Raw genomic sequence first — 19,583 nt, forward strand, 5'->3', positions numbered from 1 at the left:
GTGAGCCGGTACGGCCCCCGAATCGCCGCGCTCGCCCGCCGTGCCGAGCGCGAACGAGCTGCGCTCGAGGCAGCCTCCCGTTCGGGAGGTGCCAGCGGCGCAGACGCCGCCAGCCGTTCGCCGGCCGGAACCGCGGTCCATACAGATCCCGACGACGCCGACCGCTACCTTCGCGACGGCGCTGGTCAGGCTATCTGGCTCTACGTGGAAGCCCGCACCGGCGGTCGACTGGTCCCGTTTAGCGAGTACGAATTCGACGCACTCGAGGTCGCGATGAATCGCTGGTTCGAGTGTTACGCGCGCTGTCACGGCGTCGAACTCGAGGCCGAGTTCACCGTTCGGGAAGCCGCGGAGGTGTTGCTCGAGACGAGAAATATCGTCGATACGACACAGTTGTTGACCTGCGTTCCGAAACGCGAGTCGAGGTCGCAACCGACGCGGTGATCGCGGGCGAGTCGTGTGCGTATTTCACACGCTGAACGTGGCGTAATCGCCGATCCTTCCCGTTACAGACCCGCCCGTATTTGACTCCCACGCACTTGACGGGTATTCGTATATTCCCGGCGAGCACAAAATCGATATGATGACACGAGACGAGACGGTATCTCGACGGCGGATGCTCAAGCTAACAGGTGTCGCGACATCGACGGCGTTCGTCGCCGGTTGCGGTGGTAGCGGCGGTAACGGCAACGGCAACGGCGGTGGTGGCAATGGCGGTGGCGGTAACGGCGGCGGTGGCGGCGGCATCGAAATCGATCCCGGAACGGAGATTGAGTTCAGCGGTCAAACCAGCTACTGGGAGGGTCTCGCACCGTCCTCGATCGAGGGCGAGCAGAACCCGCCCCTCGTTTTGCAGGAAGGCGAAGACTACACGATCGGATGGACAGAAGGCGACGGCGCGGCCCACAACATGGAGATCCGAGACTCCAACGGAGAGGTCATCGACGATCTCACGACCGGGGACCCGACCTCAGACCCGGGTGACGGACAGTTCATCGATTTCACCGCCAGTAGCGATATGGCCACCTACAACTGCCAGCCACACCCGAATATGGAAGGCGAACTCCAGATCGGCGGTGGCGGCGGTGGAAATGGCGGCGGCAACGAAACAGGCGGGAACGAAACTGGCAACGAAACCGGCGGGAACGAAACCGGCGGGAACATGACCGGATAGAAACCGTCGCGATCGATTCCGAATACAAACCGTCGCGATCGGTTCTGGCCAGCCATCGGTGGTATCGCTCCGGGGCAGCGAGCTGTGGGTACCGCGATCCGGTACCGGCCTCAACCGACGAGCGAGTCTCGGTGCCGATCGGGGTCAGTAGATGAGTTCGTCGTCGTTTTCGACCATGTACAACGTCCGCGCGGCGATGTTGACCGTATGGTCTCCGACGCGCTCGAGATCACGTATCGTCAACAGAAGGCGCGAGACGTCCTGTAGCAACTGTTCGACCTCGTTCGGCGACTCGAGTTCGCGTTCGATGAGGTCACGAACGACGATTTCGCTGGCTCGTTCGGCGAAGCGATCGAGTTCGTCGTCGCGGGCGGCCAGTTGTCGACATCGATCGGTATCTTCGGAGTCGTAGGCGACCATCGCCTCCTCGAGCATATCGAGGGTCAATTCGCCCATTTCCTGCACGTCGACGTCCGGGAACAGGTCCCGTTCGGCCTCGATCGTGTACTCGCCGAGATTGGTCGCGAGGTCGGCGATTCGCTCTAAGTCGGTGATGATCTTGAACGATGCCGCGATAAACCGAAGGTCGCTCGCGACCGGCTGTTGGAGCGCGAGTAGGTCGATACAGTCCTGTTCCAGGTCGAGGTACATCCGGTTGACCTCGCCGTCACCTTCGATCACTTCGCGGGCGAGTTCCTCGTCTTTCTGCTCTAACGCGTCGAGTCCCATCCGAAGTCGCTCCATTACGACTTCGCTCATGTAGAGAACATCCTCACGAAGCTCCGTGAGTTTCTCCTGGTACGATTGTCTGGCCATATCTATGACACCTCGTCCGTCCGTGATAAAGGCTGCGTGCGAACCTCCGGGACGGCCACGGGGTCGGACGAGACAGTCGTCCACCCCTGCGGTGACTCGTCAAACTCCGCTCGCAGGCGCGACCACCGCCCCGGTCGACACCGGCTTACGACCGTGCCAGTGCCGACTCGACCTCGTCGTACGGCGGCGACTCGGGCCATTCGTCAGCGACCCAGACGTACTGGGCGGTCAGATCGGCGTCGATCAGAAAGACCGCCGGTCGTGGTTCGGCGATTCCGGCCATTCCATCGAGGTCGTGAACGATGTCGTACCGTTCCGCGACGCCGTTTCCGGGATCCGAGTAGAGCGGGTACTCCAGTCCCCTTGCTTCGATAAACCGCTGGTGGTCGAACGGTTGTGAAATTCCGACGCCGACGACTGCGACGTCGGCGTTCCCCCACTCGCGGTTCTGAATCTCCGTCCACCAGTACAGCGATTTTCCGCCCCAGTTCAACGGGTAGAATACCAGTAGGATGGATCCGGCGTTCTCGGCGAGGGCGGATAGTGAGATGTCCTCCCAGTATTCCTCCGTGACGAGCGGGCGTGTAAAGTCCGGCACGGGGTCCCCCTCGACGGGATGGTTCGACGGCGGAAACTCGATCAGTTCGAAGTCGGCCACGTTAGACACCCTCCTCGTCGGCGGCCGTCTCGGTGCCGTACTTTCGATCGAGGTACTCGACGATCTGGCCGCTTTCCGACATCGTAACCCCTCGCTCCCGATCGATCAACAGGGGAACCGACCGCGTGCCCGCGACGCGTTTGACGGCGTCACGCCGACTGTGTTCGCCGGCGACGAACCGGGAGCTGTACGACACGTCGTATCGCTCGAGTCGTCGCACGACTCGTTCGCAATACGGACAACCGTGCAGTCGATACAGTGTCACTGTCGGATCATCGCCGTCGAATCCGGTCGGTTCGGCCATGACGAGGATAGCAGACCGGATCCCTTAAACTATCACCCCCGCGGGAGTCGCTCGCGGAACTATCCCGGGGACGATCGAGCGTCTCCGAAGAGCAGGTGAACGCGCTCGAGCGATCGGTGGTCCGAAAAGCGATCGAGAGCGGCCCAACACGACGGCGCTACTGAAACCAGTCGAACACCGGTTTCGGGGCGAACGAGGAAGCCCCGTACTCGAAATCGTACTTCGTGGCGAACATACCGCCGAGGAGAACGGTCACTGCGAATGCCGACGTTACCAGGTTCAGGAGCAGCCAGTCTACGGAAACCCCGTACAGCGTGGGATCGAACGGGGCGAACAGTCGGACCCCGCCGGTCAGCGAATCGAAGACGAGGTGTGAACCGTATCCGATAGCGGCAGCCCGCCAGGGGCCGAACATGGAGAGGAAACCGATGACGACGACCCCAGCTAGCAACGAGTGTGTCAATCCCCGATGGGCCCACAGGACGCCCTCGGCGTATCCGAGGGTCGCCAACGGTCGAAAGACGATGACGTCGATGTCCGGAACGACGGCGGCGAGTGCCGTAACGAGGTACGGTTCGTGTTGTCTCGATCGAAAGATAATCATCACCAGTGCCAGGCTGATCAAGATATGGACCCCGTCGGCGACCATGTGCACATATGGCATGCTGTGGTAACGGATAAACTGCATGGTAAGTATCCGTCACTGACAGGAGTTAGAGACTGTCTCGAGCAGTTATGCCGATCCGCGAGGAAGTGTTTCCTCTGCACACGCACCAAAGTGGTCTCGTCAAAATGGATCGACGATGGTGACACCGCGGACCGACGATGGTGACCAAAACGGTACGGCGGTAGTACCGAAACGAGCCGACGATATCGAAACCATGAATCGAACGTAGTTCTAGAACGACCTGTTCGAGGGGTGCGTCTCTCCCTTATCCGAATTTCCCGGTGATGTAGTCCTCGACGCGGTCGTGCTCCGGGTTCTCGAAGATCTTGTCGGTGTCGTCGAACTCGACGAGTTCGCCGCCGGTCAGGAAGACGGCGGTCTTATCGGAGATCCGGGCAGCCTGCTGCATGTTGTGGGTGACGATGACGACCGTATACTCCTCGGCGAGGTCCTCGATCAGATCTTCGATTTTCGAGGTCGCGACCGGGTCCAGCGCCGAGGCCGGTTCGTCCATCAAGATCACGTCAGGGTCGGGTGCGATGGCCCGGGCGATACATAATCGCTGTTGCTGCCCACCCGAGAGGTCCAGTCCGCTCGAATCGAGTTGGTCTTCGACCTCCTCGAGTAACGCCGCCCGCTCGAGGGCGCTGTGGACCGTCTCGTCGATGTCAGCGTCCTTGCCCTGGACTTTGAGTCCGTAGGCGACGTTGTCGCGGATGCTCTTCGGGAACGGGTTGGGCGACTGGAAGACCATTCCGATCTTCCGGCGGAGTGCGACCGGATCGACGTCGTCGTCGTAGACGTTCTTCCCGTCGAACAGCAGTTCGCCGTCGACGCGGGCGGCGTCGACGAGGTCGTTCATCCGGTTGATACACCGGAGGAACGTCGACTTCCCACACCCCGACGGGCCGATGACGGCCGTGACCTGCTTTTCGGGAATTTCGATGTCGACGCCCCGGAGTGCCTGTTCGTCGCCGTAGTAGACGTCGAGATCGCGCGCCTCGAGCAGCGTTCGATCCGTCGTCGTGCGCTCGCCGGCGTCGCTGTCCGTCACGAGGGTGTCGGTTCCCGGCGTCGGGGCTGGTTGGTCGTCGGTCGGTTCCGTTTCCGAGGAAGTCATCTGTTTGTTAGTCATTGTTACGTGCGCTGTTGATATCGATTCCGGATGATGATCGCGATCGAGTTGATGGTTAGTAAGACGACGAGCAGCGTGACGACACCGGCGGCGACGACGCCGTACTGGAACTCCATTTGTGGGTACGACGCCCAGTTGTAGATCTGCAGGGGCATCGCGCTGACCTTGCTGAGCAAGCTGTTTGGGATACCAAAGACCGTCGTCGGGGCGGCGATCATGATCAGCGGCGCCGTCTCGCCGATCGCGCGGCCGAGCGCGAGGATGGTCCCCGTCATGATACCAGGCATCGCCCGCGGCAACACGACATTGCGAATCGTCTGCCACTTCGTCGCGCCCATCCCATAGGACGCTTGCCGCTGTGAGTCCGGGACGGCCCGAATCGCTTCCTGGGCCGAAATGATCACGATCGGCAGGATGAGCAGGGCGATGGTAAACGCCGCGGCCAGCACCGACCCGTATCCGATATTAAAGAACCCGATGAACAGTCCCAGCCCCAGTAGGCCGTAGACGACCGACGGGACGCCCGCGAGGTTGGCGATGTTGAGCTGGATGAACTGCGTGAGGTACCCGTCGTCGGCGTATTCCTCGAGGTAGACCGCGGCGCCGACACCGACCGGGAAGGTGATCAGCGCGATCAAGAGCATGATCGCGACAGAACCGACGAGTGCGGGCAGGAATCCAGCTTCGTTCGGATTCGGATGCGGCGGGCTCGTGAGGAATCCCCAGTCGAGCCAGCCGACGGCGTCGACGGCGACGTTCAGGAGCAACGCCGCGAGCGAAACGATCCCGATGAGCGTTGCCGCGAGCGCGAGCAGACGGAACGCGACGTCTTTCGTTCGGCTGATCTGTCCGAAACCAGTATCCACTGCGTTTTCGCGCGTATCGGCCGCCATTAGCGATACACCTCCCGGTAGTGCGATGCGACGAGTTCACTGACGAGATTCATCGCGAAGGTGATGACGAAGAGAGTCAGCCCGACCGCGAAGAGACTCTTGTACGCGGCGCCCTGGCCGACGATGTCGCCCGTTCCGATCTGCACCATCGCGGAGGTCATCGGCTGGATCGAATTGAGGAACATCCCCGCCGGATCGGTCAGGTCGATCATCCGTGGTGTCTGGCCGGCCGCGATTGCGACGATCATCGTTTCGCCGATCGCTCGCGAGAGCGCGAGGATGAACGACGAGAAGATTCCGGACAGTGCCGCCGGCACCACGACCGACGTGGAGACGGTGAACTTCGTTGCGCCGAGGCCGTAACTGGCCTGGCGCAGCGAATCGGGAACCGCGCTCATCGCGTCCTCGCTGATCGAGGAAACCATTGGGATGATCATGATTCCAACCATGATCGACGCCGACAACGCGTTGAACGTCGACAGCGGCAGGAACCGATCCAGAGCCGGTGTGACGTACACGAGTGCGAAGTAGCCGTAGACGACCGTCGGGACGCCGGCCAGCACCTCGAGTGCCGGCTTGAGATAGGCCCGCCGGCGCTCGGAAGCATATTCACTGAGATAGATCGCCGTGAGAAGACCGATCGGAAGCGCGACCATCGCCGAGCCGATCGTGATGATCAGCGTCCCAGAAATCAGCGGGAGAACGCCAAACGAGATCGGTTCGTTTGTCGGAGTCCACTGCGTTCCTGTGAAGAACTCTACGGGCGAGACGAGCCTGAAGAAGTCGACCGCGTCGACGAGGAGCGTCAGCAAGATCGCGATGGTCGTCAGGATCGAAAGCAGCGCGCACAGTTTGAACAGATACCGAAATAGCGTTCCGCGGGCCGTCCGGATCCCGTCGTGGGAGAAGTCAGGAACGCTCATCCAGTCACCTCCGCGATCTGCGCATCGAGTTTCTCGAGGTTTTCATCGCGCTGTTCTTCGGTGATCGGCACATAACCGACCTCTGAGACCAGATCCGTCGCAGCTCGTTTCATGTAAAACCGGACGAAGTTTCGGACGGCGGACTCCGCGAGCGATTCCTTCGCGACGTAGATGAACAGCGGTCGCGAGAGGGGTTTGTACTCGCCCGATTTTGCCGTCTCGATCGACGGTTCGACGCAGCCGTTCCCATTATCGATCGAGACCGCCTTGATCCGATTGGGGTTCTCGCTGTAGTACGAGAATCCGAAGTAGCCCATCGCAGCTTCTGACCCGCGGACCCCCTGAACGATCGTTCGATCGCGTTCGGTGGCGTAGTAGTCGTTTCGGTGGTTCAATTCCTCGCCGAGAATGGCCTCGTTGAAGTAGTCGAACGTCCCCGATGTCGTCGCGGCGCCATATAGCTCGAACTCTTGATCGGGCCACTCGTCGTCGATATCGCTCCAACGGTTGGCACCGTCGGCGCTCCAGATCTGCTGGAGCTGTTCGACGGTGAGGCAGTCGACCCAGTCGGCGTTCGGATTGACCACGACCGTCAGCGCGTCTGTGGCGATCTGGAATTCGATCGGCGTCACGTCGTTGCTCCCACACTGTTCGATTTCGGCGTCGGCGATCGCTCGACTCGCGTTGTTAATATCGGTTCGTCCCGCACAGAAGAAGTTCCCGAACCCACCACCCGTCCCCGTCTTGCTGAGCGAGAGGTTGACGGTGGGGTATTCTTCCGAGAACGCGGAGGCGATCGCCTCGGTCACGGGAAATACCGTACTACTTCCCGCGATGTTCACCTGGTTGCCCTCTGTGGCGAAGACGCCGGTACAACCGGCCAATCCGCCGGAGAGAGCAACGCTCGCCGCGGCGAGAAAATCTCGCCGACCGTGAGTGGCCGGCAGAGACGCCGTGGTATCTCTCGACATCACCGGATCGAAGTCACAGAGTAGGTAAATATACTACTATTAGTTCTATATAGTAGTATGTATCCAGATTCTAGACTGTCGGTATGGGGGCTACTGACGAGGGGGCCCGTTCAACGCATACGTATGACAACAGTTGTCGGTGGTCATTCTCTGCCAAACAAAAACCATCCGAAACCGGACTATACGTTGCAGAAATAGAGACGAGATATATAGATCAGGTACGTGCGCCCTCAGACCGGGTAAAACGCGCTTTCAGAAGAGTAACTCGTCGCTACTTTCGATCGCGTACAGCGTCCGAGCGGCCACGTTCACTGCGTGATCGCCGATCCGCTCCACGTCCCGAACGATTACGAGCGTTTGCGAGACGTCGGCAAGAACGTCATACGCTGACGAGAAAGTACCGGACTCGCCCTGGATCGCTTGGGTGTCTGTTGCGTCGATCTGCAGTTCGATGCAGGTCCTGACGGCTCGCTCGGTACCGGCGACACAGCGGGAGTCGAGTTCGTCATCTCGATCCGCAACCGCGAAACAGGCCGCCGAATCCGCGGCCGAGAAGGCGTCGGTCGCGTGCTCGACGAGTTCCAGCGCGGGCGCGGCGATCCGCTCGTAATCGGTGTTGGGAAGCGGTGACGACTCGGAGCCGTCTAGCGCGTACTCGGCCAGATTCGTCGCGAGATCGCCGACGCGCTCGAGGTCTGTAACGATCTTGAACGCTGCGCCGACGATCCGGAGATCGCCCGCAGCCGGCTGTTGGAGCGCGAGCAACTCGAGACACTCGCCTTCGATCTCGAGGGTGCGATGGTTGACGGTTCGATCCCCGGAGACGACCGTTCGTGCGAGCGCTCATCACCGGTAAAGAGCGCGGTGAATCCGTCGGCGAGTTGTTCCCGGACGAGGTCACCCAGCGCGATGACGGCTTCGTGAAGGCGCTCGAGCCGTGCCCGAAAGCCCTCGAGCGTCATCGTTTGTCACCCGAACTTGCCGGTGATGTAGTCCTCGACGCGGTCGTGCTCCGGGTTCTCGAAGATCTTGTCGGTGTCGTCGAACTCGACGAGTTCGCCGCCGGTCAGGAAGACGGCGGTCTTATCGGAGATCCGGGCAGCCTGCTGCATGTTGTGGGTGACGATGACGACCGTATACTCCTCGGCGAGGTCCTCGATCAGATCTTCGATTTTCGAGGTCGCGACCGGGTCCAGCGCCGAGGCCGGTTCGTCCATCAAGATCACGTCAGGGTCGGGTGCGATGGCCCGGGCGATACATAATCGCTGTTGCTGCCCACCCGAGAGGTCCAGTCCGCTCGAATCGAGTTGGTCTTCGACCTCCTCGAGCAGCGCCGCCCGCTCGAGGGCGCTGTGAACCGTCTCGTCGACGTCGACGTCCATGTCCTGGACTTCCAGTCCGAACGCCACGTTGTCGTAGATGCTCTTCGGGAACGGGTTGGGCGACTGGAAGACCATTCCGATCTTCCGGCGGAGTGCGACCGGATCGACGTCGTCGTCGTAGACGTTCTTCCCGTCGAACAGCAGCTCGCCGTCGACGCCGGCGCTATCGATGAGGTCGTTCATCCGGTTGATACACCGGAGGAACGTCGACTTCCCGCACCCCGAGGGGCCGATGAGCGCCGTAACACAGTTGTCCGGGATCTGGATGTCGACTCCGTCGAGCGCCCGGGTCTCGTCGTAGAAGACGTTCAGATCGCGCGATTCGATGATCGCGTCGCTGTCTGCTACCGTCGATCGGCCGTCCATGTCGAACGACTCGTCGAGCAGTGGTGTGGTCCCGGAGTCGGACTGAGTCATTGATTCCGGGACGGTAGATCCGCTGCCGTCCGTTCGCTGTTCGACACTGTCGTCGGCCTTTGGTGTGTCTTTTCGTGCCATCTCAATCTCGTCTCTGGTACTTGTTGCGCAGGAGGATCGCAGTGCCGTTCATCATCAGCAAGACGACGAGCAGGGTGAGCACTCCCGCAGCGAGAACCCCGTGATAAAACTCGGGTTTCGCCAGTTGGGCCCAAGCGTACAGTTGTCGCGGCATCGCGCTGAACAGCCCGAAGAACGACCGCGGCGGGATGCGAACGACCGCCGCGACGCCCACCATCAACAGCGGTGCCGTCTCACCGATCGCGCGGCCGAGCGCGAGGATCGTGCCAGTCAGTATCCCGGGCATCGCGCGTGGCAGCACGACCGTCCGGACCGTCTGCCACCTCGTCGCACCCATCCCGTAGGCAGCCTGCCGCTGCGAATCGGGAACCGCCTGAATAGCCTCCTGGGAGGAAACGATAATGATCGGCAGGATGAGCAACCCGATCGTCAGTCCACCGACGACCACGATACCCGGCTGTAGCCCGCCGATCTTGACGAACAGCGCGAGACCGAGTAGTCCGTAGACGACCGAGGGAACGCCGGCCAGGTTCGCGATGTTGATCTCGATCAGTTCGACGACTTTTCCCAGTAGGCCCCCGTTGGGAGCGTACTCCTCGAGATAGATCGCTGCGCCGACGCCCACGGGGAACGCGGCGACGGCGATCACGATGACCATCATCACGGATCCGACGAGTGCCGGATAAATCCCGGCCTCGCGGGGCGTCGTGTCGTGGACTTCGGTGAGGAAACTCCAGTCGAGCCAGACGGTCGGGCCGGCGAGTCCAACGATATCCGCGAGAAGGGCGCTACCGAGGACGCCGGCGCCGATTACGACGGGAAAGGCCAGGCCGGAAATGCCGTTCCCCCGTCTGATAACCTGCTCGACATATAGTCCGATCGGGACGACGACGATTGCCGTCAAAACGATCCACGCCATCGCTCCGATCCCGACGAGCGGACCCGCGACGATGCCGAGAGCCGCCATAGCGACCGTCGCACCGCTGGCGAGTAGGCCGGCACGGTCGCTCTCGCGAACGCGACCGATATGCCAGCCGGCCACCGCGGCAATCGGCACGGCAAACGTCCCGACGAGTGACAGCGACTCCGTCGGTAACACCGGAAGCGAGAGGATCAGGGTACGGAGGCTCGGGATCGCGCCCGGAACGCCGACGATCGAAACGACGAAGACGACCGCCGCGATCAGAGTGCGATCGTACGAATCGGTGTCGCGAACCCGACCGTACAGCTCGGTCAGGCCGACGGCGATACCCGTAGCCGCGACGAGTGCGAGCCACTCGTGGGGCGACAGGATGTGCCTGAAGAAAATTACGACGCCGCCGGCGAGCAACGTCGTCGCGATCGGGAGGCCGAGCGACGTATACGCCACTTCGCCCGCCGCCGGGTCGTATCGATAGTAATAGCCCGCCAGGACGAGCGCCGGTACCGGGACCAACACGACGACCGTTACCCACCAGCCAGGGTCGGCTGACAGGGGTTCGATCGCGTCGATGGCGACGTAGACGAGGAACACGAAGACGAGAAACAGGGTCAGCACGGTTGCGCCGAGACAGCCGGCTTTGAACAGTCGGCCGCGGAGCTGGCTCACCTGTCCGTCCGTGCCGAACCAGGCGTCGACGGATTCGTCGGTGGTGGCCATCAGTAAGTCACCCCCGATTCGGTCGCCTCGTCGGCGATGAGAGTCCGGTTCATTGATACTCCTCCCGGTAGCGTGCTGCGATGCGGTTGCTGAGCAGGTTCATCGCGAACGTGATCGCGAACAGCGTCAGCCCGATCGCGAACATCGAATAGTAGCCGGCCGTGCCGCCGGACAGGTCCGTCGTCACCGCCTGCACCATCGCACTCGTCATCGTCTGTCCCGAGTTGAAGAGGTTCGACTGCGGGTTCGTCGGGTCGAGCATTCGCGCCCGGCTCCCGCCAGCGACGACCACGATCATCGTCTCACCGATCGCCCGCGACAACGCCAGGATGTACGACGAAAAGATCCCCGAGACCGACGCGGGGATGACGATTTTCGTCGAGACTTCGAACTTCGTGGCACCGAGGCCGTATCCCGCCTGTCGGAGCGAGTCCGGGACGGCGCTCATGGCGTCCTCGCTGATCGACGAAACCATCGGAATGATCATGATTCCGACCATGATCGACGCGGAAAACAGGTTGAACAGGCTCAGATCGAGCCCGATCTCCTGGAGCCACGGCGTCAAATAGACGAGCGCGAAGAAGCCGTAGACGACGGTCGGAATTCCGGCGAGGATCTCGAGCGCCGGTTTGAGGACCGATCTCGTCCGCGCGCTGGCGTACTCGCTCAGGTAGACCGCGGCCGCCGTGCCGATCGGGATCGCGACCATCGCCGAGACGACCGTCACGATGAGCGTGGCGGTCACGAGCGGCAGGATTCCGAGAATCGGGTCCTCGCTCCGGAGCACCCACTCCGTCCCGGTGAAGAACGCGTACGGGTCCACCCGCTGGAAGAACTCGACGGCGTCGACCGCCAGCGTAGTGGCGATACTGATCGTTACGAAGACTGTCAGCGCCGCGCAACTGAACAACAGTCCGTGATAAATCCGTTCCTTTGCAACTCTCCCGTGTGCCGATCGCGTGAGATCAGCGTCGACTGATGTGTCACCCATGTTCTGTTCGTTTTCTCTCCGGAAAATCGGATCGGTCGTTCGCGTTACTTGCCTGCGGCGTTATCGAGCGCGCTCATGTTCTCGTCGACCATATCCTGGTTCGAGGGAACGTACCCGACGTCGTCTGCGATCCAGCTGGCGTTGCTGTTCTCGAGGTAGAACTTCAGGAACTCGTAGACCTCCTCGCGCTGGACGGCCTCCTCGGAGGGGTAAATGAACAGCGGGCGGGCCATCGGGTACGTCCCTTCGCTGGCCGCCTGCAGGTCGGGCGTGCCGCAGTCGTCGCTCTCGGTCTCTTTGACGTCGAGCGCCTTGACGCGGTCCTGGTTCTCGGCGTAGTATGCGTAGCCGAAGTACCCGATCGCGTACGGGCTGTTCGTGAGCCCCTGAATAATCGTGTTGTCGTCCTCGGTCCCCTCGTAGTCGGTGGTGTGGCTGCCGCCGCTGACGTTCGCGGTGAACCAGTCGTAGGTTCCGGAGGTCGTGTCGGGTCCGTAGCGCAGAATCTCCTCGTCGGGCCAGTCGGAGTTGACCTCGGACCACGTGCTGGCGGCGTTCTCGCCCCAGATCTGCTCCATTTCGTCGAAGGACATGCAGTCGACCCAGTCGTTGTCGGGGCTGACTGCCATCGTGAGCGCGTCGCCCGCGATGTGCATCTCAATCGGAGTGACGTCGTTCTCTGCGCAGTGATCTTCTTCCTCGGATTTGATCGGCCGGGAAGCGCCGTTGATGTCCGCGTTGCCGGGACAGAAATGGTTCTCGAATCCGCCGCCACTGCCGGTTGAGTCGACCGTGACGTTGACGCCCGGATTCTCGTCCATGAATCGCTGTGCCATCTCATCGGAAATCGGGAAGACGGTACTCGACCCCTTGACGATGACCTGACCGGAGAGGTCACCGCCGCCGTTGCCGTTCCCTCCGTTTCCGTTGCCTTCCCCGGTGTTCTCGGTACAGCCCGCGATAGCGACTGCGCTCACAGCTCCCGTTGCGGCCATAAACTCCCGTCGCGATACTGCGTCGCGTCCGAACTGGTTGTCTGCCATCACGTGGTTGATTCGAGAGGCTATAAAAAAGGGATGCTATGAACGATATATACTGGTCAGTGATCACATACTTCTATATAGTAGTGCACTGGTGTCAGTAGAACAAACCGGGTTCAGTGCCTTCCAGTCCGAGGTTCTCGAGACACCGTACCGGAGATATTCGCTGGTGCTTGCCGCAGACGGATCGTCGTTTCCTCTCGCGGACAGCGCAGCTCTAGGGCGACCGTTCCCGACGGGAGTCGTTTGTCGCCGCGCTCGAGAGAACGGATTGCGCGGCTATCGCCGGTTCGATCGGAGCGCCGCTGACGGTCGTGGGTGGGTCGAGAGGGACGATTTCCTCCCGGCGATGAAGGAACGAGGACGGTGTCAACCATACCGTATACGGAACTATTCCGATCGCTACCCAATACGAGGCGCAAGTATATTTGGTAACTCTTCGAAGTGATATTCTGACGAAAACGGAGTGTCAGTTACCGCCATTTTCAGCCCATTACGGGCGACAATCCCGCGCTTTCGTCGTCACTCTATAGATCCATGTATATTTATATTCGAGCGGTCGAAAGGCCGCCACATGGAGACGCGCAAGGTGCAGGTGACGGGCGGGTCGACGTACACGGTTTCGCTCCCCAAAACGTGGGCGACCGAAAACGAGGTCAGCGCGGGCACGACCGTCGAATTTTATCCCGAAGACGACACCCTCCTGTTGACACCCAAGAGCGAGTCGCATCGGCAGGAAGGAACGCTCGACGTCTCGAATCTGGAGGGCGACCGACTCACGCGGGCCGTGATGACCATGTACGTCAGCGGCTTCGACATCATCAGGCTCGAGGCGGGCCGAATCACGACGGACCAGCGACGGGCGATCCGCAGCGCGACACAGGGGCTGGTCGGCGTCGAGGTACTCGAGGAGACGACCGATAGCGTGGTCATCCAGGACCTCCTCGATTCCTCCGAACTGTCGATCCTTAACGCCGTCACGCGCATGCGATTGATATCCCAATCGATGCTCGAGGACGCCGTCAGGGCACTGATCGACAACGACGACGACATCGCCCACGACGTCATCGAGCGAGACGACGACGTCGACCGCCTCTGGCTGGTCGTCTCGCGAATCTTCCGTGCGACCCTTCGATCCCCACGTGCAGCGGAGGAACTCGGTGTCCCTCGCGAAGACTGCTTCGACTTCCACTCGAGCGCCCGCCAGCTCGAACGCGTCGCCGACCACGCGACGAAGATCAGCAACCTCGCGCTCAAACTCAACGAGATTCCCGAGCCGGTCGCCGACGCGCTCGAGGACCTTCAGGCGGACACATCGACGATCCTGGAAACGTCGATGGACGCGCTGTTCGCCGACGACACCGACGAGGCGACGCGACTCGGCCACGACGCCCGCGAAGCCATCCTCGAGATCGACGAACACACCCGACAGGTCGACAACATGCTTCGGGACCTCGACTCGGTGCAAGCCCAGTCGCTCGGGCTAATCGTCGACTCGCTGTCCAGAAGCGCCGACTACGGCGGAAATATCGCGGAAACGGCGCTACAGAAGGCCGCGCCACGACCCTGATTCGAATTTCGCTGGCTCACGTCCGCATTCGGAGGTCATCGCTCACCCACCGTGGACGGTCACGCACACGCCTCGAGATCCGTTCGTTCACTTCCACCCTCCTGCGGGAACGCTTTTGAAGCCCCGACTCGAATTGCCGCTGATGGAACTCGACGATCATGCCGAGGACCTCGCCTCCGACCTCGGTGTCGACAAAGAGGAGGTCAAATCCGACTTGCAGAACCTGGTGGAGTACAGCGTCCCGTTCGACGAGGCGAAACAGAGCCTTCGGCGGAAGTACGGCGACGGTTCGGGCGGCGGCGGGACTCCGTCGGCGAAGGAAATCGCCGAAATCACACCCGACGACGGCTCCGTTACCGTCACCGGCGTCGTCCTGACGGCGGGCAAACGATCGATCCGCTACCAGGGATCGGATCACGTCATCGTCGAAGGTCGACTGGCCGACGAGACCGGTGCGATCGACTACACGGCATGGGAGGACTTCGGCCTCTCGCCGGGAGAGACGATCACCGCAGGGAACGCGGGGGTCCGCGAGTGGGACGGCGAACCCGAACTCAACTTCGGAGAGAGCACGTCGCTCTCGTTCGAGGAAGAACCGGTCGACGTCTCCCACGAAATCGGTGGCGACGCGCGACTGGCCGACCTCCAGACCGGTGACCGCGCGGTCACCGTCGAGGTGTCGGTCCTCGAGTGCGAGCGCCGAACGATCGACGGCCGCGACGGCGAGACGGACATTCTGAGCGGCGTCTTCGGCGACGAGAGCGGTCGACTCCCGTTCACGAACTGGGATCCGTCGCCCGAAATCGAGGAGGGCGGATCGGTTCGAATCGAGAACGCGTACGTCCAGGAATTTCGCGGCGTTCCCGAACTCAACGTCTCGGCGTTCTCGACGGTCACCGGACTCGACCGGACGGTCGACGTCGGCAGCGACGCGGTGAGCATGACCGTCGGGGAGGCCGTCCGGACGGGCGGCGTCTACGACGTCGAAGTGGGCGGCAACGTCCTCGCCGTCCGGGAAGGGTCCGGCCTGATCCAGCGTTGTCCGGAGTGCTATCGCGTCATCCAGAAGGGACAGTGTCGGACGCACGGGGACGTCGACGGGATCGACGACCTTCGGATCAAAGCGATCCTCGACGACGGTACCGGAACCGTCACCGTCATCCTCGACGACGAACTGACCGAACGGGTCTACGGCGGCACCCTGGACGACGCTTTAAACCAGGCCCGCGAAGCCATGGATCAGGAGGTCGTCGCGGATACGATCCGCGAGTGCATCGTCGGCCGCGAGTACCGCGTGCGCGGTCACCTCTCGGTCGACGAGTACGGCGCGAACCTGGACGCCGAAACGTTCGAAGAAAGTGATGACGATCCGGCCGATCGTGCGACGGCCGTCCTCGAGGGGGTGAACGTATGAGCGCGAACGGGACCGACGACGAGATTCCTGGGCGGGAAATCGCCTACAGGCTGCTCGCGACGGAGTACGACGACGCCTCACTCTCGTACGCCGAAAGCGACGAAGAACGGGCACCGAACTACGTGATCTCGCCGACCGGCGCGAGACTCAACCGCGTCTTCGCCGTCGGCACGCTCACCGAGGTCACGTCGGTCAACGACGAGATGGTTCGCGCCCGGATCGTCGACCCGACCGGCGCGTTCGTCGTGTACGCCGGCCAGTACCAGCCGGACGAACTGGCGTTCCTCGAGCAGGTCGAGCCGCCCGCTTTCGTCGCAGTCACGGGCAAGGCGCGGACCTTCCAGCCGGACGATTCCGATCGCGTCTACACCTCGATTCGACCCGAGAGCATCGCCACAGTCGACGCCGACACCCGCGACCGCTGGGTCGTCAGCGCAGCCGAACAGACGCTCGAGCGTATCGGCACCTACGCGTCGGCCGCTCGAATTGACGGACCTGACGACGCGCTGACCGACGCCCTCCTCGAGGCGGGCGTCGAATCCGGCTTCGCCGCAGGGATTCCGCTCGCACGGAACCATTACGGGACGACGACGTCGTACCTCGCGGCGCTGCGGGAGCGTGCGCTCGAGGCGTGTGAAGTCATCGCGGACGAGCGCGATCAGGTGAGCGGGGTCGACGTCTTACCGGGGGACACGAATCCCGAGTCCGACGCGACCTTCGTCGCGCTGGCCGAACTCGCGGACGTCGGTCTCGACGAACTCGACGTGCACGACGAGCCGGATTCGGAGCTGGCCGCAACGTCGGGACGTGTAACGGCGGCGGCAAGCCCCGAGGCCGAATCCACATCGGCAAACGCACACCCGGGCTCAGCAGCAGGGACGGCCACCGGCACCGGGACCGATGCCGCCGGTGCCGAGACACAATCGACGACCGGTGAATCAGCCGCAGAGACGCTCGAGGGCACCGACGCGGAACCGGAGACCGACGAGGGAGACACGCCGCCCGCGGAACGTTCCGAGCCCGAAGCCGAATCGCCGGCTTCGACCGCCGATTCCGACACCACCGGGACGGAGACCGAGATCGCGGTCGACGACGAGACAACTGCCGTCGGCGAGACCGGCGAGGACGGCGACCTCGGCGATTTCGACGCCGGCGACGTCGATGTCGACGATGGCATGTACGAGATGGACGACGAGGAACGCGACCAACTCGAAGCCGAATTCGGGACTGAGTTTACGACCGGGAGCGAAGTCGACGACCCCGGCCAAGCCGACATCGATACTCCCGATTCGGACGAAGCGTCGACCGACCGATCGGCAACCGACGACCTCGGCGCACCGCCCCAATCCGGACTCGAGGACGCCGTCGCTGACGCGCCAGCCGACCCCGAGGAGCCGGAATCGGCCGAGACAGCGGCCGATGCACCGGACGAGCCTGACACTGACGAAACTGCGGCTCCAGCGGAGGTGGATTCCGCGGCCGGCGTCGAACTAGCGGACGAAACCGCCGATGAGCCAGCGGACGACGAACCGGCAGCCGACGTCGACCTGGAGAGCTACGTCGTCGAGACGATGGCGGAACTGGACGACGGAGACGGCGCCGCTCGAGGGACCGTCATCGAAACGGTTGCTGCTGACACCGGCGCGTCCACGGACGAGGTCGAGGACGCGATCCAGGACGCACTGATGGGCGGCCAATGTTACGAACCCGACGACGAGACGCTGAAAGCGATCTAACCGTTCGATGGGAGACGAGTCGTCTCGGTCGGATGGATCGGATCGGTCGGATCGACCGTGTGATCGTCGATGACTGCACCGCTCGTCCAGCCGATTCCCGATGAACCGGCCGCCACCGCGACCGTCGGCACCCAGCAGGCCCTCCTCGTCGCCGATTACCACGCCGGATACGAGGCCGGCCTACGATACGAACACGGCGTCGACGTTCCGAGCCGCGCCCCCGAGCGCCGCGAACGTCTCGCCTCGTTGCTCGAGCGTATCCGCCCCGATCGTCTACTCGTGCTTGGGGATCTCATGCACTCGATCGGCGACCCGGGCGGGGCCGAGCGCGGCGAACTCGAGGTGCTGTTCGAGTCTCTTCCCGACGACGTGGCGGTGACCGTCGTCAAGGGCAACCACGACGGACGCATCGAAACCTGGCTCACCGATGGTGACGGCATCGACATCGACACCGATATCGACGTCGTTCCCGGCGACGGCATCGCACTCGGCGACATCGGCGTCTGTCACGGCCACACGTGGCCCTCACAGGAGGTTCTCGAGTCCGATGTCGTCTGTCTGGGTCACGAACACCCTTGCGTGCGACTCGAAGACAAGATCGGTGGCAGCCGCGTCGAGCGAGCGTGGCTGCGCGGTCGACTCGATCCCGCTCCGTTTCGTGACCGTCTCGAGTACGAGGACGTCACGTGGCTCGAGCGAGCGGACGAAACGCCGCCTCGGGTGGTTGTCATTCCGGCGTTCAACGATCTCGTCGGCGGGACGTGGATCAACGTACCCGGACAGTCGTTTCTGTCGCCGTTCCTGCCTGCGGGGCTGGCCGACGGAGAGGCCTACCTGCTGGACGGGACGCGACTGGGTCCGTACGAGTCAGTGTAACGGTTCGGCACCACGATCCGATGGTCACCAACGTGATCAGGTTCTGGGCCGCGCTCGGCGGACCGGTGTTCGGACCGCGCGAGAAGCAACGCCTGAGCCGGGGAGGCAGCGGTCACCGCCGGACGGTTTCCGATCGGATTTCGTCCCCCTCGCGCCACTGGTAGTACCGGTATTCGGTCCCGCCGATCGTCGTCACCGAAACGCTCGCGCGTTTGGGAACGCGGTCGGGAAGTGCGATCGAATCGGCGTCCGCCGTCGCATGTGTTCCCTCGTCACCCTCGTCGTCGGCGCCCCGTCGCTCCGTCCACGCCGCCAGTTCTTCGAGATAGCGCCCTGCTGCGCGGAGCGTCGACGCGTCTCGACCCTCGAGTTCTCGGAGCGCCTCGCACCCCGTTCGGTCCAGTTCCGCCGGCACCGACGGCCGTTCGTCCGCGGTCATCTTTGTCGATGCGAGTGTGCGTACGGCCACTCTAAAACGTCTCGCTTCGAGCCGCGCGGGACAGCATAGTCTGTGACATGCTGACGTAGCCTCTATTGAGACCTAGTATTCTTTAGTTCCCCACTACGTGTAGATTTATATACCAGAGTGAGGTCCGTCCTGATGACAATGACATCACAGAAACACCGTTCTGCGACGAAGATCGATCCGGTTCCCGAGGGGCTGGAATCGGCGCGAGCGAAACTAGTGTACATCTATCTCGACGCGACCGGCGGTGCGACAGTCGAGGAGTTAGGAGAGATACTTGCGATGAAAAAGATCAACATCCTCTCCGTCCTGAACTCGCTTTCGAGTACGGGCTACGTCGATCGGATGGGAGACGAGTTCGTCGTCACGAACTGATCGCCACGCGGCGACGTCGCCGACGCCCCCGTTTTCGGTCCGTTCACGGTTCCAT

The 19,583-nt window shown here is 62.4% G+C and carries 21 protein-coding genes; 7 read left to right on the top strand and 14 right to left on the bottom strand.

The window, feature by feature from the left end; all coding sequences use genetic code 11:
* A complete protein-coding gene (locus NJU76_RS03050) occupies positions 1–444 on the top strand; it encodes a DUF8055 family protein (protein ID WP_254531330.1) in 444 nt (147 codons plus the stop codon).
* A gap of 172 nt (positions 445–616) precedes the next feature.
* The gene (locus tag NJU76_RS03055) at positions 617–1,174 is read left to right on the top strand and encodes a hypothetical protein (protein ID WP_254532552.1); all 558 of its coding nucleotides are present in this window, start codon (positions 617–619) and stop codon (positions 1,172–1,174) included.
* Positions 1,175–1,318: 144 nt separating this feature from the next.
* Here the strand turns inward: NJU76_RS03055 and phoU are convergent, their stop codons facing one another.
* The 13 genes from phoU to NJU76_RS03120 form a co-directional block, all read right to left on the bottom strand.
* Positions 1,319–1,990 carry a phosphate signaling complex protein PhoU gene (gene phoU, locus NJU76_RS03060; RefSeq protein WP_254531331.1) on the bottom strand — a complete coding sequence of 224 codons (672 nt, stop codon included), beginning with the start codon at positions 1,988–1,990 and terminating at the stop codon, positions 1,319–1,321.
* A 145-nt stretch (positions 1,991–2,135) separates the two neighbouring features.
* Complete coding sequence (locus NJU76_RS03065) at positions 2,136–2,648, bottom strand: redoxin domain-containing protein (protein WP_254531332.1); 513 nt, start codon at positions 2,646–2,648, stop codon at positions 2,136–2,138.
* A gap of 1 nt (position 2,649) precedes the next feature.
* Positions 2,650–2,952, bottom strand: a complete 303-nt coding sequence (locus tag NJU76_RS03070; RefSeq protein ID WP_254531333.1) for a glutaredoxin family protein — start codon at positions 2,950–2,952, stop codon at positions 2,650–2,652.
* A gap of 157 nt (positions 2,953–3,109) precedes the next feature.
* A complete protein-coding gene (locus tag NJU76_RS03075; protein WP_254532554.1) occupies positions 3,110–3,601 on the bottom strand; it encodes a metal-dependent hydrolase in 492 nt (163 codons plus the stop codon).
* 283 nt (positions 3,602–3,884) lie between these two features.
* Positions 3,885–4,754 carry a phosphate ABC transporter ATP-binding protein PstB gene (gene pstB, locus NJU76_RS03080; protein ID WP_254531334.1) on the bottom strand — a complete coding sequence of 290 codons (870 nt, stop codon included), beginning with the start codon at positions 4,752–4,754 and terminating at the stop codon, positions 3,885–3,887.
* 2 nt (positions 4,755–4,756) lie between these two features.
* Positions 4,757–5,647 (bottom strand): phosphate ABC transporter permease PstA, encoded by an 891-nt coding sequence (gene pstA, locus NJU76_RS03085; protein WP_254531335.1) that lies wholly within the window; start codon positions 5,645–5,647, stop codon positions 4,757–4,759.
* A complete protein-coding gene (gene pstC / locus NJU76_RS03090) occupies positions 5,647–6,570 on the bottom strand; it encodes a phosphate ABC transporter permease subunit PstC (protein ID WP_254531336.1) in 924 nt (307 codons plus the stop codon). Before pstC (NJU76_RS03090) ends, pstA (NJU76_RS03085) begins: the two co-directional genes overlap by 1 nt.
* Positions 6,567–7,541, bottom strand: coding sequence for a PstS family phosphate ABC transporter substrate-binding protein (locus tag NJU76_RS03095; protein WP_254531337.1), 975 nt, complete (start codon positions 7,539–7,541; stop codon positions 6,567–6,569). Before NJU76_RS03095 ends, pstC (NJU76_RS03090) begins: the two co-directional genes overlap by 4 nt.
* Positions 7,542–7,793: 252 nt before the next feature.
* Positions 7,794–8,327 carry a phosphate signaling complex PhoU family protein gene (locus tag NJU76_RS03100; RefSeq protein ID WP_254532555.1) on the bottom strand — a complete coding sequence of 178 codons (534 nt, stop codon included), beginning with the start codon at positions 8,325–8,327 and terminating at the stop codon, positions 7,794–7,796.
* Positions 8,328–8,509: 182 nt separating this feature from the next.
* Positions 8,510–9,421, bottom strand: coding sequence for a phosphate ABC transporter ATP-binding protein PstB (gene pstB, locus NJU76_RS03105; protein WP_254531338.1), 912 nt, complete (start codon positions 9,419–9,421; stop codon positions 8,510–8,512).
* A gap of 1 nt (position 9,422) precedes the next feature.
* Positions 9,423–11,060 (bottom strand): phosphate ABC transporter permease PstA, encoded by a 1,638-nt coding sequence (gene pstA / locus NJU76_RS03110; RefSeq protein WP_254531339.1) that lies wholly within the window; start codon positions 11,058–11,060, stop codon positions 9,423–9,425.
* A 49-nt stretch (positions 11,061–11,109) separates the two neighbouring features.
* Complete coding sequence (pstC, locus tag NJU76_RS03115; protein WP_254531340.1) at positions 11,110–12,051, bottom strand: phosphate ABC transporter permease subunit PstC; 942 nt, start codon at positions 12,049–12,051, stop codon at positions 11,110–11,112.
* Positions 12,052–12,095: 44 nt separating this feature from the next.
* Complete coding sequence (locus tag NJU76_RS03120) at positions 12,096–13,094, bottom strand: PstS family phosphate ABC transporter substrate-binding protein (protein WP_254531341.1); 999 nt, start codon at positions 13,092–13,094, stop codon at positions 12,096–12,098.
* A 571-nt stretch (positions 13,095–13,665) separates the two neighbouring features.
* On the opposite strand from NJU76_RS03120, the gene NJU76_RS03125 reads away from it, so the two are divergent.
* From NJU76_RS03125 to NJU76_RS03140, 4 genes are all read left to right on the top strand, one after another.
* The gene (locus tag NJU76_RS03125) at positions 13,666–14,661 is read left to right on the top strand and encodes a phosphate uptake regulator PhoU (RefSeq protein ID WP_254531342.1); all 996 of its coding nucleotides are present in this window, start codon (positions 13,666–13,668) and stop codon (positions 14,659–14,661) included.
* Between the two features lie 142 nt (positions 14,662–14,803).
* Positions 14,804–16,075: a Single-stranded DNA binding protein gene (locus NJU76_RS03130; RefSeq protein ID WP_254531343.1), complete on the top strand. Its 1,272-nt coding sequence runs from the start codon at positions 14,804–14,806 to the stop codon at positions 16,073–16,075.
* On the top strand, positions 16,072–17,811 hold the full coding sequence (locus NJU76_RS03135; protein ID WP_254531344.1) for a hypothetical protein: 1,740 nt from the start codon (positions 16,072–16,074) through the stop codon (positions 17,809–17,811). The genes NJU76_RS03130 and NJU76_RS03135 overlap by 4 nt, the downstream gene beginning before the upstream one ends.
* 69 nt (positions 17,812–17,880) lie before the next feature.
* A complete protein-coding gene (locus tag NJU76_RS03140) occupies positions 17,881–18,687 on the top strand; it encodes a metallophosphoesterase (protein ID WP_254531345.1) in 807 nt (268 codons plus the stop codon).
* 112 nt (positions 18,688–18,799) lie between these two features.
* On the opposite strand, the gene NJU76_RS03145 is transcribed toward NJU76_RS03140, so the two are convergent.
* Positions 18,800–19,126, bottom strand: coding sequence for a hypothetical protein (locus NJU76_RS03145; protein ID WP_254532557.1), 327 nt, complete (start codon positions 19,124–19,126; stop codon positions 18,800–18,802).
* Between the two features lie 168 nt (positions 19,127–19,294).
* Between NJU76_RS03145 and NJU76_RS03150 the strand changes: the two genes are divergently transcribed.
* Positions 19,295–19,528 carry a helix-turn-helix domain-containing protein gene (locus NJU76_RS03150; protein WP_254532559.1) on the top strand — a complete coding sequence of 78 codons (234 nt, stop codon included), beginning with the start codon at positions 19,295–19,297 and terminating at the stop codon, positions 19,526–19,528.
* The last annotated feature ends 55 nt before the right edge of the window (positions 19,529–19,583 follow it).

This window comes from Natrinema gelatinilyticum (genome assembly GCF_024266705.1).
Lineage (GTDB): Archaea > Halobacteriota > Halobacteria > Halobacteriales > Natrialbaceae > Natrinema > Natrinema gelatinilyticum.

What these genes read in the sequence shown, in the direction of transcription:
- NJU76_RS03125 (WP_254531342.1), top strand. Translation starts at nt 13,666, where the DNA reads ATGGAGACGCGCAAGGTGCAGGTGACGGGCGGGTCGACGTACACGGTT.
- NJU76_RS03055 (WP_254532552.1), top strand. Translation starts at nt 617, where the DNA reads ATGCTCAAGCTAACAGGTGTCGCGACATCGACGGCGTTCGTCGCCGGT.
- NJU76_RS03135 (WP_254531344.1), top strand. Translation starts at nt 16,072, where the DNA reads ATGAGCGCGAACGGGACCGACGACGAGATTCCTGGGCGGGAAATCGCC.
- NJU76_RS03130 (WP_254531343.1), top strand. Translation starts at nt 14,804, where the DNA reads ATGGAACTCGACGATCATGCCGAGGACCTCGCCTCCGACCTCGGTGTC.
- NJU76_RS03095 (WP_254531337.1), bottom strand. Translation starts at nt 7,541, where the DNA reads ATGTCGAGAGATACCACGGCGTCTCTGCCGGCCACTCACGGTCGGCGA.
- pstB (WP_254531338.1), bottom strand. Translation starts at nt 9,421, where the DNA reads ATGGCACGAAAAGACACACCAAAGGCCGACGACAGTGTCGAACAGCGA.
- phoU (WP_254531331.1), bottom strand. Translation starts at nt 1,990, where the DNA reads ATGGCCAGACAATCGTACCAGGAGAAACTCACGGAGCTTCGTGAGGAT.
- pstA (WP_254531339.1), bottom strand. Translation starts at nt 11,060, where the DNA reads ATGGCCACCACCGACGAATCCGTCGACGCCTGGTTCGGCACGGACGGA.
- NJU76_RS03145 (WP_254532557.1), bottom strand. Translation starts at nt 19,126, where the DNA reads ATGACCGCGGACGAACGGCCGTCGGTGCCGGCGGAACTGGACCGAACG.
- pstB (WP_254531334.1), bottom strand. Translation starts at nt 4,754, where the DNA reads ATGACTAACAAACAGATGACTTCCTCGGAAACGGAACCGACCGACGAC.
- NJU76_RS03070 (WP_254531333.1), bottom strand. Translation starts at nt 2,952, where the DNA reads ATGGCCGAACCGACCGGATTCGACGGCGATGATCCGACAGTGACACTG.
- pstC (WP_254531336.1), bottom strand. Translation starts at nt 6,570, where the DNA reads ATGAGCGTTCCTGACTTCTCCCACGACGGGATCCGGACGGCCCGCGGA.
- NJU76_RS03120 (WP_254531341.1), bottom strand. Translation starts at nt 13,094, where the DNA reads ATGGCAGACAACCAGTTCGGACGCGACGCAGTATCGCGACGGGAGTTT.
- NJU76_RS03075 (WP_254532554.1), bottom strand. Translation starts at nt 3,601, where the DNA reads ATGGTCGCCGACGGGGTCCATATCTTGATCAGCCTGGCACTGGTGATG.
- pstA (WP_254531335.1), bottom strand. Translation starts at nt 5,647, where the DNA reads ATGGCGGCCGATACGCGCGAAAACGCAGTGGATACTGGTTTCGGACAG.
- pstC (WP_254531340.1), bottom strand. Translation starts at nt 12,051, where the DNA reads ATGGGTGACACATCAGTCGACGCTGATCTCACGCGATCGGCACACGGG.
- NJU76_RS03150 (WP_254532559.1), top strand. Translation starts at nt 19,295, where the DNA reads ATGACATCACAGAAACACCGTTCTGCGACGAAGATCGATCCGGTTCCC.
- NJU76_RS03140 (WP_254531345.1), top strand. Translation starts at nt 17,881, where the DNA reads ATGACTGCACCGCTCGTCCAGCCGATTCCCGATGAACCGGCCGCCACC.